Source organism: Mycobacteriales bacterium (assembly GCA_035995165.1).
Lineage (GTDB): Bacteria > Actinomycetota > Actinomycetes > Mycobacteriales > CADCTP01 > CADCTP01.
The window spans coordinates 1-13,840 of the sequence record DASYKU010000070.1; the positions used below are offsets into that span (position 1 = coordinate 1).

Genomic DNA, 13,840 nt, shown 5'->3' on the forward strand with positions numbered 1-13,840 from the left:
GGACTCCCTCACAGCCGCACCCTCGACACCAGTCATCAGGTTCCACGACCCGGCACGCCAGCACCGCACGACCAGGATCGACCCGCAGCCCGATCACTTGCAGGCCGAGCTCGTCGAGCCGGCAGAACACGGTCAGATCAGCGCAGCCGAACACAGCGCCGGCGGTAACGTCCAGCAACGTCGAGGTCCTTCAGATGGCAGCGTGAGAACTCCCATCCTCGAAGGACCTCGACGCCTACCCGGGCACCGACGCGCCGAGCCCCGCCACACCGTCATCTGCGAAGAGCCAGCAAACCAAGAGTCCGTTCGTTGGCGCCTTACTGCTCCTTCGCCTCGTCCGCCGATCGAGCACCGGCCCCAACGCGTGCGGTCCTCGCTCGGTGCTCGGTGCTCGGCGGTCGTGCAAAGCAACCGACACCAGCCGACACGGGACGACACCACGATTCGACGCTGACCGGCGGAAGTGACATCAGGCGGCACGTGTGTCCCCTGCTCGCGCCCTTCGGGGCGCTTCGCGGGGGACGGGATCTTCATTTCAACCGGGGAGCGGCCCCGGTCCCCCGGAACGGCGCTCGGGTTTTCCGGCGCTGGGCGCGCCGTGCCTCGCCGGCGGAGCGGCCCCCTGTCTTCCGGAATGGCGCTCAACTTCCGGCGCTGGGGTCTGCGTAGGTGGTCACGGTTGCCGCCCCGGACCCGCCCGCCCGCGCCAGAAGCGCCGGCTTCGTGCTTGCCGGCGCTTCTGGCGCTCTTGCTTGTCAGACCCGCTTGGTGGCTAGGCGGTCCTCGCGGGGCCAGCGGACGTTGGTGGCCCAGCCGAAGCGCTCGAACCAGTGGATGAGGCGGGCGCTGCTGTCCACTTGGCCCTTCAGGACGCCGTGGCGGGCGCAGGTGGGGTCGGCGTGGTGGAGGTTGTGCCAGGACTCGCCCATGGACAGGACGGCCAGCCACCAGACGTTGCCGGCCTTGTCGCGGCTGGCGAAGGGGCGCTCGCCGATCGCGTGGCAGATCGAGTTGATCGACCAGGTCACGTGGTGCAGCAGGCCGATGCGGACCAGCGAGGCCCAGAAGAAGGCGGTGGCGGCGCCGGTCCAGGACATCGTCACCAGGCCGCCGACCAGCGGCGGGACCAGCAGCGACGTCGCGACCAGCAGCGGGAACGCGCGGGAGACGCGGGCGATGTCCTTGTCGGCCAGCAGGTCCGGCACGAACTGGCGCTTGTCCGTCTGCTCGATGTCGAACAGCCAGCCGACGTGCGCGTACAGCAGGCCCTTGGCCAGGGCGCCGGTGCTGGTGCCGAACCGCCAGGGCGAGTGCGGGTCGCCGTCCTTGTCGGAGAACTTGTGGTGCTTGCGGTGGTCGGCCACCCAGGTCGCGACGTCGCCCTCGACGGCGAGGCTGCCGGCGACCGCGAGCGCGACCCGCAGCGGCCGCTTGGCCCGGAACGAGCCGTGCGTGAAGTAGCGGTGGAACCCGACCGTGATGCCGTGCCCGGAGATCACGAACATGCCGGCGGCCAGACCGACGTCGAGCCAGGAGATCCAGCCGTAGACGACGGCGAGCGGGATCGCGGCGAGCATCGCCAGGAACGGCAGCGCGATGAAGATCCCGAGGATGACCCGTTCGCTCAGGCTCTGCCGCTCGCCGTTGCCGTCGCCCGGGGCGTCGGCCTCCGGCTGGTTCCAGGGGGCCGCCGGCGAACCGGCCTCATGGCGCACCTCGGTCGGCGGAGCGGACAGGGCAGGGGTCACGGGGCTTCTCCTCGGTCAGGCGTCCGGCAGTCCGGCGGTCAGGCGTTCGGTCGGGCGGGCGTCCGTACGACCGGGCGCCGGCCGCCCCGGGCGGGGACGGACGAGGCCGGGTGGAACCGGACGTCGAGCTGGACCTGCGCCGTCCCGCGGTCCGCGTACGGACCGGAAGGAGCGGAGGCAGGAGCCGCGGCGGGTGACCCGCCGGACGTGACACGGGCCCACACGACGCCCGTCAGCTGCTCTCGCAGCCATCTTCACCGTACCCGGCGGACCTGTGCGCCGAACCTGTCCTGACCGAACGTGTCCGACCTAACGCACTCAGAACCCGGGAAAAGCCTGCCGAAGTTGGTCGAGGTGGTCGGCCGGGTCGTCGACGCCGAGGGGGGTGTGCTCGGGGTCGAGGCGGCCGGCGACGAGGCGCAGGAAGGCCTCGGCCGGGAGCTGGACGACCCCGGCGTCGGGGCCGACGGAGTCGCGTGGGGTGAGCGTGACCGCGGGGTTGAGCTCCACCGCGTACGTCCGCAGCGGGTCGCTGGTCACGATCGTGACCGGCGTGCCGCCCGGCACCGGCTGACCGGCCCGGGCCGCGGTCGCCGGCAGCGTGTCGACGAGCAGCTCGACGGCGTCCGGGGCGACCTGGGCGGCGGGGTCGAGGGCGACGGCGATGTCCCAGGTGTGCAGTGCGTGCTCGCCCAGCCGCATCGACGCGAACCCGGCCGCGTCCAGGTCCGTGCCGAACAACGACAGCGTGAACGACGACTCCTGCTCGTCGGTCAGCTTCTCCAGCCGGGACACCAGCCGCTCGTCACCCTGCACGCTCGCGGTGACCTGCTCGCGCGGCGGCATCGCGTTCCAGCGGTCCCAGATCGGCACGAACACGTCCCCGTCCGGCGGCTCGGTCCCGTCCAGCCCGGCAGTGAGGAAGAGGTCGAAGATCTCGGCCTGGCTGCCGAGGTGGGAGGCGACGTCGGCCACCGACCACTCGTCCGCGTACGACCGCATGCGGATCTGCTCGTCGGACAGGTCGGCGAGGAGGCCGCTCATCCGGTCGTGGGAGCCGCGGATCGCGGCCAGCCAGGTGGCGTAGTCGGGCATCGGCGTGGTCTCCCTCGGTCCGCGGGTCGGTCCGCGACAGTCTCCCCCGCGTCCGTCCCGACCTCGCAGAGGGGTCATAGGGGGACGACCTGCACGGATACGAAATCGCAGGCTGTGCCCGTCGTCACGGACCCTGCGGGTGTCCGCCGCGGCCCGATCGATTACCGTCAAGTAAACAGAGTTTGCGACTTCCCGAGACCCCGCCGCGAACAGTTCGAGAGGGGCGCCACCGATGCCCGAAACGCCGGCTTCAGGAACCCTGAGCCTCCGCCACGCCGACGGGACCGAACAGGACCTGACCGTCGTCCAGCCCACCGAGGGCGCTCCGGGCGTCGACATCGGCGGCCTGCTGTCCAAGGGCGGGCTCGTCACGTACGACCCCGGCTTCGTCAACACGGCCAACTGCTCGTCGCAGATCACGTACATCGACGGGGACGCCGGGATCCTGCGTTACCGCGGCTACCCGATCGACCAGCTGGCCGAGAAGTCGACCTTCGCCGAGGTGAGCTACCTGCTCATCCACGGCGAGCTGCCGACCGAGACCCAGCTGGCCGACTTCACCGCCAAGATCAAGCGGCACACGCTGCTGCACGAGGACTTCAAGGGCTTCTTCGACGGGTTCCCGCGCAACGCGCACCCGATGCCGGTGCTGTCCTCCGCGGTCTCCGCGCTCTCGACGTACTACGAGGACTCGCTCGACCCGACCGACCCGGACCAGCTCGAGCTGCCGATGCTGCGGCTGATGGGCAAGCTGCCGACGATCGCGGCGTACGCGTACAAGAAGTCGATCGGGCAGCCGTTCCTCTACCCGGACAACTCGTTCGGGATCGTGGAGAACTTCCTGCGGATGACCTTCGGGCTGCCCGCGGAGCCGTACGAGGCCGACCCGGCCGTCGTGCGCGCCCTGGACATGCTGTTCACCCTGCACGCCGACCACGAGCAGAACTGCTCGACCGCGACCGTACGGCTGGTCGGCTCGTCCCAGGCCAACCTGTTCGCCTCCGTCTCGGCCGGCATCCACGCGCTGTCCGGCCCGCTGCACGGCGGGGCGAACCAGGAGGTCATGGAGATGCTCTCGCGCATCCGGGCCGAGGGCGGGGACGTCGGCGCGTTCGTGCAGAAGGTGAAGTCCAAGCAGGACGGCGTGAAGCTGATGGGCTTCGGGCACCGGGTCTACAAGAACTACGACCCGCGCGCGGCGATCGTGAAGAAGACCGCCGACAAGATCCTCAACGAGATGGGCAAGCGGGACGACCTGCTCGACATCGCGATGGAGCTGGAGGGCGTCGCCCTGGAGGACGACTACTTCGTCTCCCGCAAGCTCTACCCGAACGTGGACTTCTACACCGGGCTGATCTACCGGGCGATGGGCTTTCCCGACCGGATGTTCACGGTGCTGTTCGCGATCGGCCGGCTGCCCGGCTGGATCGCCCAGTGGCGCGAGATGGTCGACGACCCGCAGGCCAAGATCGGCCGCCCGCGGCAGCTCTACACCGGCGTACCGGAGCGCGAGTACGTGCCGGTCTCCGCGCGCTGAGCCATCCGTCCCGCACCCTGATCGCCTTGCCGTTAGGGTGCGGGACGTGGCTGAGGGACGGCTGTGGGCGACCAGCGACCTGCACGTCGGGTACGCGGAGAATCGCCGGATCGTGTCCGGCGAACTGCGTCCGGAGACGCCCGACGACTGGTTGATCGTGGCCGGCGACGTCTCCGAGACGCCGTCGGACGTCGAGTGGGCCCTGGGGACGCTGGCCGAGCGGTTCGCCCAGGTGATCTGGACGCCCGGCAACCACGAGCTCTACACGCACCCCAAGGACCCGTGCCAGCTGCGCGGCCTCGAGCGGTACGAGCACCTGGTCAAGCTCTGCGCCGGGATGGGCGTGCTGACGCCCGAGGACCCGTACCCGCAGTGGACCGGCGCCGGCGGCCCGGTCACCATCGCGCCCCTGTTCGCGCTCTACGACTACAGCTTCCGGATGCCCGGGATCGAGGACGCCGAGCAGGCGGTCGCGGCGGCCCGCGAGGCCGGCGTCGTCGCCACCGACGAGGCCATCCTGCACCCGGACCCGTACCCGGACCGGTCGGCCTGGTGCCGGGCCCGGATCGAGGAGACCGAGGCGCGGCTGGCCGCGCTGCCCGCCGGCACCCGGACCGTGCTGGTCAACCACTGGCCGATGACCCGGCTGCCGACCCGGGTCCTGCGCCACCCGCAGTTCGCGATCTGGTGCGGCACCGAGCGGACCGCGGACTGGCACGTCCGCTTCAACGCCGCCGTGGTGATCTACGGGCACCTGCACATCCCGCGTACGACGTACGAGGACGGGGTGCGGTTCGAGGAGGTCTCCGTCGGCTACCCGCGCGAATGGCACGTCCACCACCACCGCCGCGGGGTGCTGCGCGACGTCTTCCCCTCGGTGGACCCGATCGCCGAGTCCTTTTGATCGCGACGCTGGTCCCGGCCGTCGTCGTCGTCGAGGACGCGACCGGGCCGGTGCCCGGCGAGGCGTTGCTGCCGGAGGAGGAGCGGCTGGTCGAGACCGCGGTCGGCAAGCGCCGGGCCGAGTTCACGACGGTCCGGACCTGCGCCCGGATCGCGCTGGGGCGCCTCGGCCTGCCGCCGGCGCCGCTGTTGTCCGGGCCGAGGCGGGAGCCGCTCTGGCCGGCCGGGATCGTCGGCAGCATCACCCACTGCGACGGCTACCGGGCCGTCGCCGTCGCCCGGGACACCGACGTCGCCTCCCTCGGCATCGACGCCGAGCCGCACGCGCCGCTGCCGGAGGGGATCCTGGACCGGGTCTCGGTGCCGGCCGAGCGGGAGCACCTGCGCCGGCTGCCGGCCGGGGTGCACTGGGACCGGGTGCTGTTCAGCGCCAAGGAGAGCGTCTACAAGACCTGGTTCCCGCTGGCCGGGCGCTGGCTCGGGTTCGAGGACGCGGTGCTGGAATTCGCCCCCGGACCGGACCCGGCCCGGGGCGCGTTCACCGCGCGTCTGCTGGTGACCGAGCGCCCGGCCGTCGCGGGCCGTACGGTGACGACCCTGGAGGGCCGGTACGCCGTCGGCAACGGCCTCCTGGTCACCGCGATCATCCTGCCGGCGGACCCCGACCCGGAGGGTGAACGGTGACGCTGACCGCGGACGGCACGGCGCGGGTGCTCGACAACGGGGTGGAGATGCCCCTGCTCGGCTTCGGGGTCTGGCAGATCCCGGACGGCAAGGACACCGAGCAGGCGGTGCGCTGGGCCCTGGAGGCCGGCTACCGGCACGTGGACACCGCGACGCTCTACCGGAACGAGGAGAGCGTCGGCAAGGCGGTCGCCGCGAGCGGCATCGCCCGCGAGGAGCTGTTCGTCGCGACCAAGTTCCATCCGCGCGAGCCCGACCCGGAGCGGGCGCTGGAGGGCAGCCTGCGGCTGCTCGGGCTCGACCAGGTCGACCTCTACCTCTGGCACTGGCCGCAGGGCGGCCCGACCAGGCACTGGGCGGCGTTCGAGCGGATCGCCGCCCGCGGCCTGGCCCGGGCGGTCGGGGTCAGCAACTTCTCCGCCGACCAGCTGGCCGTGCTGCACGACTCGGACGTGCCGCCGGCGGTGAACCAGGTCGAGTTCAGCCCGTTCCAGTTCCGGCGGGCGCTGTGGGAGGCGTGCGAGGCCACCGGGGTGGTGCTGGAGGCGTACAGCCCGCTCACCCGCGGCCACGACCTCCGCGACCGTACGGTGGCCGAGGTCGCGCAGGCGCACGAGCGGACCCCGGCCCAGGTGCTGCTGCGCTGGGGCGTGCAGCGGGCCATCCCGGTGATCCCCAAGTCCGCCAACCGGGAGCGGATCGCGGAGAACGCGCGGATCTTCGACTTCGCCCTCACCGACGAGGAGATGGCGGCGCTCGACGGGCTGGACCGGACCGGCGGCACCGCGGACGGCTGAGCCCGCGGCCGTCGCGGTCAGCGGAACCGGCGACGCTTCTCCTTCGGCGGCCGGGCCCAGACCGCGACCTTGTCGAGCGCGTCGGCGGCGGTGAGCGGCACCGTCGTGCTCAGCGTGCCGCCGCCGGCCTTCCGCTGCCGCTGGCCGTAGCCGCGCAGCAGCCGGGCGATCCTGGGCGCGGCCAGGCCCAGCACGATCGTGAACAGCACGGTCTTGATCCGGGAACGCAGCAGGAACCACATGGGCACCGGTGTGCCCCGCGCGACGCGACACGACACAAGGGGCCCGGTGCGTGCACCTACTCGCCGGTAGGGCTACCATCCAGCGCGCGGCCAGGAGCCTCCCCCCGTGGGCTCCTGGCCGCCCTGTCGTTTCCGGTCCGTCCGGAGCGCCGCCACCTCCCGGGCACGGAATCTGGCAACCTGAGAGAAGGACCAATTCCTTTAGGAGGTCGACGGTGACCGACGCGATCCGACGTGCGCCCTCGGTGGCCCGGATGCTGGCCGACCGGGTGGCCGCGACGCCCGGCGCCGAGGCGTTCCGGTGGGTGTCGCCGGACGCCGGCGGCGCCGGGACCTGGACGTCGCTGACCTGGGCGGAGCTGGGCGAGCGGGTCACCGAGCTGGCCGCCGGCCTGCTCGCGCTCGGCCTGCAGCCGCAGCAGCGGGTGATCGTCTACGCCTCGACCCGGCTGGAGTGGGTGCTCGCCGACCTGGCCATCAACACCGCGGCCGGCGCGACCACGACCGTCTACCCGTCCTCCCAGCCCGAGGACGTGCTGCACATCGTCGGCGACTCCGAGGCGGTCATCGCCTTCGCCGAGGACGAGAGCAAGGCCGCGACGCTGCGCGAGCTGGCCGACCGCACGCCCGAGCTGCGCCACGTCGTGCTCATCGACGGCGACGGGGACGGCAGCGACCGGGAGCTCTCGCTGGCCACGCTGGCCGAGCGCGGCCGGGCGCTGCTGGCCGAGGACGCCGCCGCCGTGGACAAGGTCGTGGACAGCATCGGCCCGGAGGACCTGGCCACCCTGATCTACACGTCCGGGACCACCGGCCGGCCCAAGGGCGTCCGGCTGGTGCAGGACAACTGGACGTACGAGGGCGCGGCGATCGAGGAGCTGGACTTCCTGCGCCCCGACGACCTGCAGTACCTCTGGCTCCCGCTGTCGCACTCGTTCGGCAAGGTGCTGCTGGCGGCGCAGCTGCAGATCGGCTTCGCCAGCGCGATCGACGGCCGCATCGACAAGATCGTGGACAACCTGGGCGTGGTGAAGCCGACCTTCATGGCCGGCGCGCCGCGGATCTTCGAGAAGGTCCACAACCGGGTCATCGGCTCGGTCGAGGCCGACGGCGGGGTCAAGGCCAAGCTGTTCGCCAAGGCGTTCGAGACCGGGAAGAAGCACTCGGCCGTCCTGCAGCAGGGCCGCAAGCCCGGCATCGGCCTCACCGTGGCGTACGCGGGCGCCGACAAGGTGGTGTTCTCCAAGCTCCGGGACCGCTTCGGCGGCCGGATCCGGCTGTTCGTCTCCGGCAGCGCGCCGCTGTCCCGGGACGTCGCCGAGTGGTTCCACGCGGCCGGCCTGCTCATCGTCGAGGGGTACGGGATGACCGAGTCGTCCGCGGCCACCACGGTGAACCTGCCGGAGTCCTTCCGCTTCGGCACGGTCGGCCCGCCGCTGCCCGGCACCGAGCTGCGCATCGCCCCCGACGGCGAGCTGCTGGTGAAGGGGCCGGGCGTGATGCGCGGCTACCACGGGCTGGCCGAGGCGACCGAGGAGACGCTGGACGCCGAGGGCTGGCTGCACACGGGCGACATCGGCGAGCTCGACCAGGACGGCTTCCTGCGGATCACCGACCGCAAGAAGGACCTGATCAAGACCTCCGGCGGCAAGTACGTCGCGCCCGGGCCGATCGAGGTCTCGTTCCCGGTCATCTGCGGGCTGGCCAGCCAGTTCATCGTGCACGGCGACGGCCGCAACTACGTGACCGCGCTGGTGACGCTGGACCCGGACGCGCTGGCCCAGTGGGCGCAGACCAACAACGTCGCCGAGCGGGACCCGGGCGCGCTGGCCCGCCGCGAGGACGTCCGGGCGGTGGTCGCGGCCGGGGTCAAGGAGCTCAACGCCGGGCTGAACCGGTGGGAGACGATCAAGGACTTCCGCATCCTCGACCATGATCTGACGGTCGAGTCCGGCGAGCTCACGCCGAGCCTCAAGCTCAAGCGGAGGGTTGTCGAGTCCCGCTACAAGAACCTCCTCGACGAGATGTACGACTCCGGTCGCGGGAGCCGCGTGTGAGGGTTCTCACAGGGGATTACGACGCAGCGGAATGACGCGCGTACGTACCGCGATGTCCGGCGGATTTCCCGGAATCCGCATCGGCCGAGGTGCGCACACGGGCCCCGGGGACCGTTAGCCTCCCCTGCATGCTCGAAGTAGGTCGACTCCGCACGCTGCTGGCGATCTCCGAGCACGGGGGGTCCTCCGGTGCCGCCCGCGCGCTCGGAACGCCGGCCGGTGACGTCGCCGGTCAGGTGACGGACTGGGAGCGTGAGCTCGGCCTGCCGCTGCTCGACGGCGACCGGCTGACGCCCGCGGGCCGGCGGTTGGCCGAGCACGCCGGCCGGCTGCTGGGCCAGCTCGAAGCGGCGGAGTCAGACGCGGCCGCGGTCGCCGGCCGGGCCAGCGGGACGCTGCGGCTGGGCGTCGGCGCGGACGCGGGCCGCGCCCTGCTCGGCGACGCGCTGGCCACGCTGCGCTCCGGTGACCTGACCGTGCACGTCCGGCAGCTGGTCGACGAGCAGGTCGGTGCCCTCGGCAGCACCCTCGACGTCGTCGTGGTCGGTGAGTACGGCGCGGCCGTGCCGCACCGCGCCGACGCCGCGGTCGAGCGCCGGGAGCTGTTCACCGAGCCGCTGATGCTGGCGGTGCCGACCCGGCACCGGGCCACCGGCGCCAGCGTCCGGCTGGCCGAGCTGACCGCGGAGGCCTGGATCGGCGGGACCGGCGACGCGCTGGTGGCGCTGGAGCGGGCCGCGGCGGGGGCCGGATTCGCGCCCCGGCTGGTCGCGGAGGTCGGTGAGGACGCGCTCGCGCTGACGCTGGTCGCGGCCGGGCAGGGGGTGGCGCTGGTGCCGGCCTCGGCCGCGTCGCCCGTGGACGGGGCCCGTTTCCTCACCGTGCTGGACGGCGGGCTGCGCCGGACCGTGGTCGCCGCGTACCGGCGGTCGGCCGCGGCCGACCCGGGCGTCCGGCAACTGCTGGACGCGCTGGCCGGGGCGGCTCGGCGGGTCGCTGCCGCGGTGCCGGGTGTGGTCGCCGCGCCTGTCCCGCCGCCCGCCGCCCCGCCGGCCGGCCCGTCCGCCGGCCCGCCCTCGCGCAGGCCCGATCCGCTGTTCGACCCGCTGCCGGACGCGCCGCGCAACGGGCGCCGTGACCCGTGGGCCGACCGGGGCCGAGCCGACACCAACGGCTCACGCCCGTCGCACAACGGGTCCGACCTCCCGTCCCGCAACGGCTTCGGTACGCCGTCGGGCACCGACCTGCCGTCCCGCAACGGGTCCGGCGACCTGCCGCCGCGCAACGGAACGCCCGGGCCGGGGCTCCCCCCGCCGGGGCTGCCCACTGCGAGCCCGGACTCCGGGCCGGCGCGCAACGGGACGCCCGGGCCCGGCCTGCCGCCGCCCGGTCTGGACCCCGGGCAGAACGGCAGCTCCGACCGGCCGGGGCGCAACGGGACGCCCTTCGGGAGCGACACCCCGGCCTTCGGCAACGACCTGTCCGGACAGGACCTGTCCGGCTTCGGCCTGCCGGCGCCCGGTCAGCCGACCTCGAACCCCGGTCTCCCCGGCCCTGGTCTCCCCGGTCCCGGCCCTGGCCTCCCCGGCTTCGGCTCCGACCGGAACGGCGTCGGCCCGGACCGGCCCGGCTCGCCCGAGCTGCCGCCGCCCGGGCTGCCGCCCGCGGACCGGCGCACCGGTGCCGTTTCCTTCGGCCCGGGCAGCGACCGCCCCGCCCCCAGCGACCGCCCCGGGCTGAGCGATCTCTCCGGACCGGGCGACCGCCCCGGGCCGGGCGACCGACGCGGTCCGAGCGATCTCTCCGGGCCGGGCGACCGTCGCGGTCCGAGCGATCTCTCCGGGCCGGGCGACCGGCCGGGGGTGGGCGACGGTTCTGGGCTGGGGCGTCGCGGCGAGGTGCCGGGGCGCAGCGTGCCGCCGGACGACGACAGCGGCATCGCCGGCTTCGCGAGCCCCCGGCGGAGCAGCCGGCCGGCGCCGGCCGATCCGCTGGCCCGTGACACCGGTCCCGCCCGCCACGGCATCCCCGCCGATCTCCCGGACCGCTCCCCCGGCACGGCCGGGCCCTCGGACCTCCCGAGCCGACCGGCCGCCTTCGGTGGTCCGGCCGATCACCCGAACCGGACCGGCGCCTCCGAGCCGGCCCACGACCTGCCCGCCTTCGGCGAGCCGGCTCCGGGCGGTCGCAGTGGCCGGCGCGCCGCGCCGGGTGGCCTGCCCGCGCCCGGCGAGAGCCGGGAGACCGGGGCCGGGCATCGGGCGGCTGACCTGCCGCCCGCGGCCCGCAGCGACTTCGGCGGCCTCCCGCCCGCGGGCGAACTGCCCGGCCGGACGGCCGGCGCGAGCGCGTTCGGGAACACCGACGGCCCGCCGCGGACCGGCGAGACGCCCGCGTTCGGCGCGGGCCGCGACGAGGGCGGCTTCGGCCGGTCCGCAGCGGCCGACCTTCCCGGGCGCACCCCCGGAGCCCCGGCCGCGCCCGGCAGCCGTCCGGCGCCCGGCGGCCTGCCCGCGCCCGGCGTCCCGGCGCCCGGCGGTCCTCCGGCGGCCGGCCTCCCGGCGCCCGGCCTTCCGGCGCCGGGCGCCGAGCGCCCGGTCCGCGGCAACTCGCCGTACCGGACCCCGCCGCCGACCAGCGAGCCGAGCGACCTGCCCCGGTTCGGGGACGCGCCCGCCCGGGACGCCGCCGGCCCGAACCCGTACCGGCCGGACACCTCGGGGCACCCGATCCCGGATCCGTTCCGGGCCACCGGCTCGGAGGGGCCGAACCCGTACCGGTCCAACGGCGGCGGGCAGCCGGCCTCCCGGCGTGACTCGATCGGCGGAGCGGAGCTGTTCAGCGCTCCACCGCGCAACGGCAGCGACGGCGGACACCTCCCGCCGGCCGCCGGTCTGACCAGCCCGGACCCGGGGGTCCGTTCGCTGGCCTCCCCCGGGACGCCGCGCCGGTCCCGGGCCGCCGTCCGCGGGGGCGACGGCGCCGAGGGCACGCTGCCGCCCGCGCCGGCCGGTACCGCCGAGGACGTCCGGCTCTCGATCTTCGAGGACCTGCAGTCCGAATGGTTCGTGCAGCAGGACGAGAGCAAGAGCCCGTCCTGGCAGATGGCGGCCGACGACGGCTGGCGGGCCGCGGCCAAGCTGGCCGAGCCGACCACGGCCGGCACCACGACCGCCGGGCTCCCCCGCCGCCGCCCGCAGGCGATGGCGGTCCCTGGCGCGGTGGGTGGTTCCAGCGGCGAGACCCCGCCGCCGAGCACCACGCACCGGTCCCCTCAGGAGGTCCGCGGCCGGCTGTCCAGTTACCGCGACGGCGTCCGCCGCGGCCGGCACGCCGAGCGCCCCGCCGACGAGGCGGACTGACCCCAGGTCGGCGTCCCACCCGGACGCCGACCAGCCCACTCACCGGCGCCCGGAACATCCGCCCCGCCCGCGGCCGCGCAACCGGCCGCCCGCGAACGGCCGTCCGGCACCGTGGACGGGCGGCCGGAGCGGGCTGGGTCAGGGGAGCCAGGAGACGTGGCCGGAGAGCGCCACGTAGCCGACGAACGAGACCGTGTCGAGGATCGTGTGGGCGACGATCAACGGCATCACCCGCTTCGTCCGCAGGAAGAACCAGCCGAAGATCACGCCCATCACGGCGTTGCCGACGAACGCGCCGAACCCCTGGTAGAGGTGGTACGACCCGCGCAGCACCGCCGCCAGGCCGATCGCCCACGGCACCGACCGCCCGAGCTGGCGCAGCCGGGTCAGCAGGTAGCCGATGACCACGACCTCCTCCAGCGTCGCGTTCATCGCCGCCGACAGGATCAGCACCGGGATCCGCCACCAGACGTCCGGCAGCCCGGACGGCACGATCGTGGCCGAGATCCCGAGCGCGTGCGCGACCACGTAGAGCAGGAGACCGGGGATCCCGATCACCGCGGCCAGCAGCGCGCCCCGGGCCAGATCGCTGCCCGGCCGGGTGTTGTCGACACCGAGCGAGCGGGCCGAGATCCGGTCCCGGGCCAGCAGGTGCAGCGCGAGGAACGCGGGCACCACCCCGAAGCCGATCCCGACCAGCTGGTAGAGCAGGTCCAACCACTGCTGGTCCGGCACGACCGAGCCGTTGAGGGTGGCCTGGCTCTGCGAGAGCGGGATCGGCGCGAGCAGCTTGCGCAGCAGCGAGAGCACGGCGTAGACGGCGGAGGCGCCGAGCGAGACGGCCAGGACCAGCAGCACCTCGGACCGTAGGGTCCGCGGCGGCAGTGCCGAAGGCGGCGGCGCGCCCGGGTCGAGGGCGAGCCGTTCCCGCAGCGTCGGCGCCGGGTCCGTACGGGTCACCCGTCCAGTCAACCAGCGCTGATGTGGTGCGGACGTGAACGGGCCCGGACCGCTCCCCCCAGAGCGGGCCCGGGCCCGGCGACACTGACCGTCCCCACCCACTCGCGGTCACGGAAGTGCGACTGGGCGGGGGCGGTCTTGCCGTGCGCTCCTCGGACCTCCCCTCAGGGCCCGAGAAAGCAATGGCGCCGACGGCGGATCTCCCCACGGGTCCGTCGACCCGTGTCGGTGCGGAAGATCCGAACCGCCGACGCCGCCCGGCTCGAAGGGGTGGTCGCGTCCTGCGAGCCGGGCGGCAGCTCGAGGCTACCTTGCTTGCACGCATGGAAGACTAACCACAGGGGGATGCGCGCGCAAGCAATTCGCGCCACAATGGCGCCGGCACAATCAGTCGGGGGCCGTCTCGTCGGTCCGTTCATCAGGGAGCGCCGAGCCATAGTCCGCCACATCCGTAC

General features: G+C 73.9%; 11 protein-coding genes. 6 read left to right on the forward strand and 5 right to left on the reverse strand.

All coding sequences use genetic code 11. The features are described 5' to 3' along the window. From VGP36_11480 to VGP36_11490, 3 genes are all read right to left on the reverse strand, one after another. The coding region (locus VGP36_11480; protein HEV7655334.1) for an ISL3 family transposase at positions 1–175 on the reverse strand (175 nt) is incomplete at its 3' end. 580 nt (positions 176–755) lie between these two features. Further along, the gene (locus VGP36_11485; protein HEV7655335.1) at positions 756–1,748 is read right to left on the reverse strand and encodes a fatty acid desaturase; all 993 of its coding nucleotides are present in this window, start codon (positions 1,746–1,748) and stop codon (positions 756–758) included. A gap of 318 nt (positions 1,749–2,066) precedes the next feature. Further along, on the reverse strand, positions 2,067–2,843 hold the full coding sequence (locus VGP36_11490) for a maleylpyruvate isomerase family mycothiol-dependent enzyme (protein HEV7655336.1): 777 nt from the start codon (positions 2,841–2,843) through the stop codon (positions 2,067–2,069). 232 nt (positions 2,844–3,075) lie between these two features. On the opposite strand from VGP36_11490, the gene VGP36_11495 reads away from it, so the two are divergent. From VGP36_11495 to VGP36_11510, 4 genes are read left to right on the forward strand one after another with little or no spacing between them, the layout of a single operon-like run. Then, the gene (locus tag VGP36_11495) at positions 3,076–4,380 is read left to right on the forward strand and encodes a citrate synthase (protein HEV7655337.1); all 1,305 of its coding nucleotides are present in this window, start codon (positions 3,076–3,078) and stop codon (positions 4,378–4,380) included. Positions 4,381–4,417: 37 nt separating this feature from the next. Beyond that, complete coding sequence (locus tag VGP36_11500) at positions 4,418–5,284, forward strand: metallophosphoesterase (protein ID HEV7655338.1); 867 nt, start codon at positions 4,418–4,420, stop codon at positions 5,282–5,284. After that, the gene (locus tag VGP36_11505) at positions 5,281–5,967 is read left to right on the forward strand and encodes a 4'-phosphopantetheinyl transferase superfamily protein (protein HEV7655339.1); all 687 of its coding nucleotides are present in this window, start codon (positions 5,281–5,283) and stop codon (positions 5,965–5,967) included. The genes VGP36_11500 and VGP36_11505 overlap by 4 nt, the downstream gene beginning before the upstream one ends. After that, positions 5,964–6,764 (forward strand): aldo/keto reductase, encoded by an 801-nt coding sequence (locus tag VGP36_11510; protein HEV7655340.1) that lies wholly within the window; start codon positions 5,964–5,966, stop codon positions 6,762–6,764. The genes VGP36_11505 and VGP36_11510 overlap by 4 nt, the downstream gene beginning before the upstream one ends. Positions 6,765–6,781: 17 nt before the next feature. Here VGP36_11510 and VGP36_11515 read toward each other — a convergent pair whose 3' ends face one another. Beyond that, a complete protein-coding gene (locus tag VGP36_11515; GenBank protein ID HEV7655341.1) occupies positions 6,782–7,006 on the reverse strand; it encodes a hypothetical protein in 225 nt (74 codons plus the stop codon). Between the two features lie 254 nt (positions 7,007–7,260). Between VGP36_11515 and VGP36_11520 the strand changes: the two genes are divergently transcribed. Beyond that, entirely contained in the window at positions 7,261–9,063 is a 1,803-nt protein-coding gene (locus VGP36_11520) for a long-chain fatty acid--CoA ligase (GenBank protein HEV7655342.1), read from the forward strand. A gap of 128 nt (positions 9,064–9,191) precedes the next feature. Further along, complete coding sequence (locus VGP36_11525) at positions 9,192–12,425, forward strand: LysR substrate-binding domain-containing protein (protein HEV7655343.1); 3,234 nt, start codon at positions 9,192–9,194, stop codon at positions 12,423–12,425. A gap of 138 nt (positions 12,426–12,563) precedes the next feature. Here the strand turns inward: VGP36_11525 and VGP36_11530 are convergent, their stop codons facing one another. Next, positions 12,564–13,385: a CPBP family intramembrane glutamic endopeptidase gene (locus VGP36_11530; GenBank protein ID HEV7655344.1), complete on the reverse strand. Its 822-nt coding sequence runs from the start codon at positions 13,383–13,385 to the stop codon at positions 12,564–12,566. Positions 13,386–13,840: the final 455 nt, after the last annotated feature.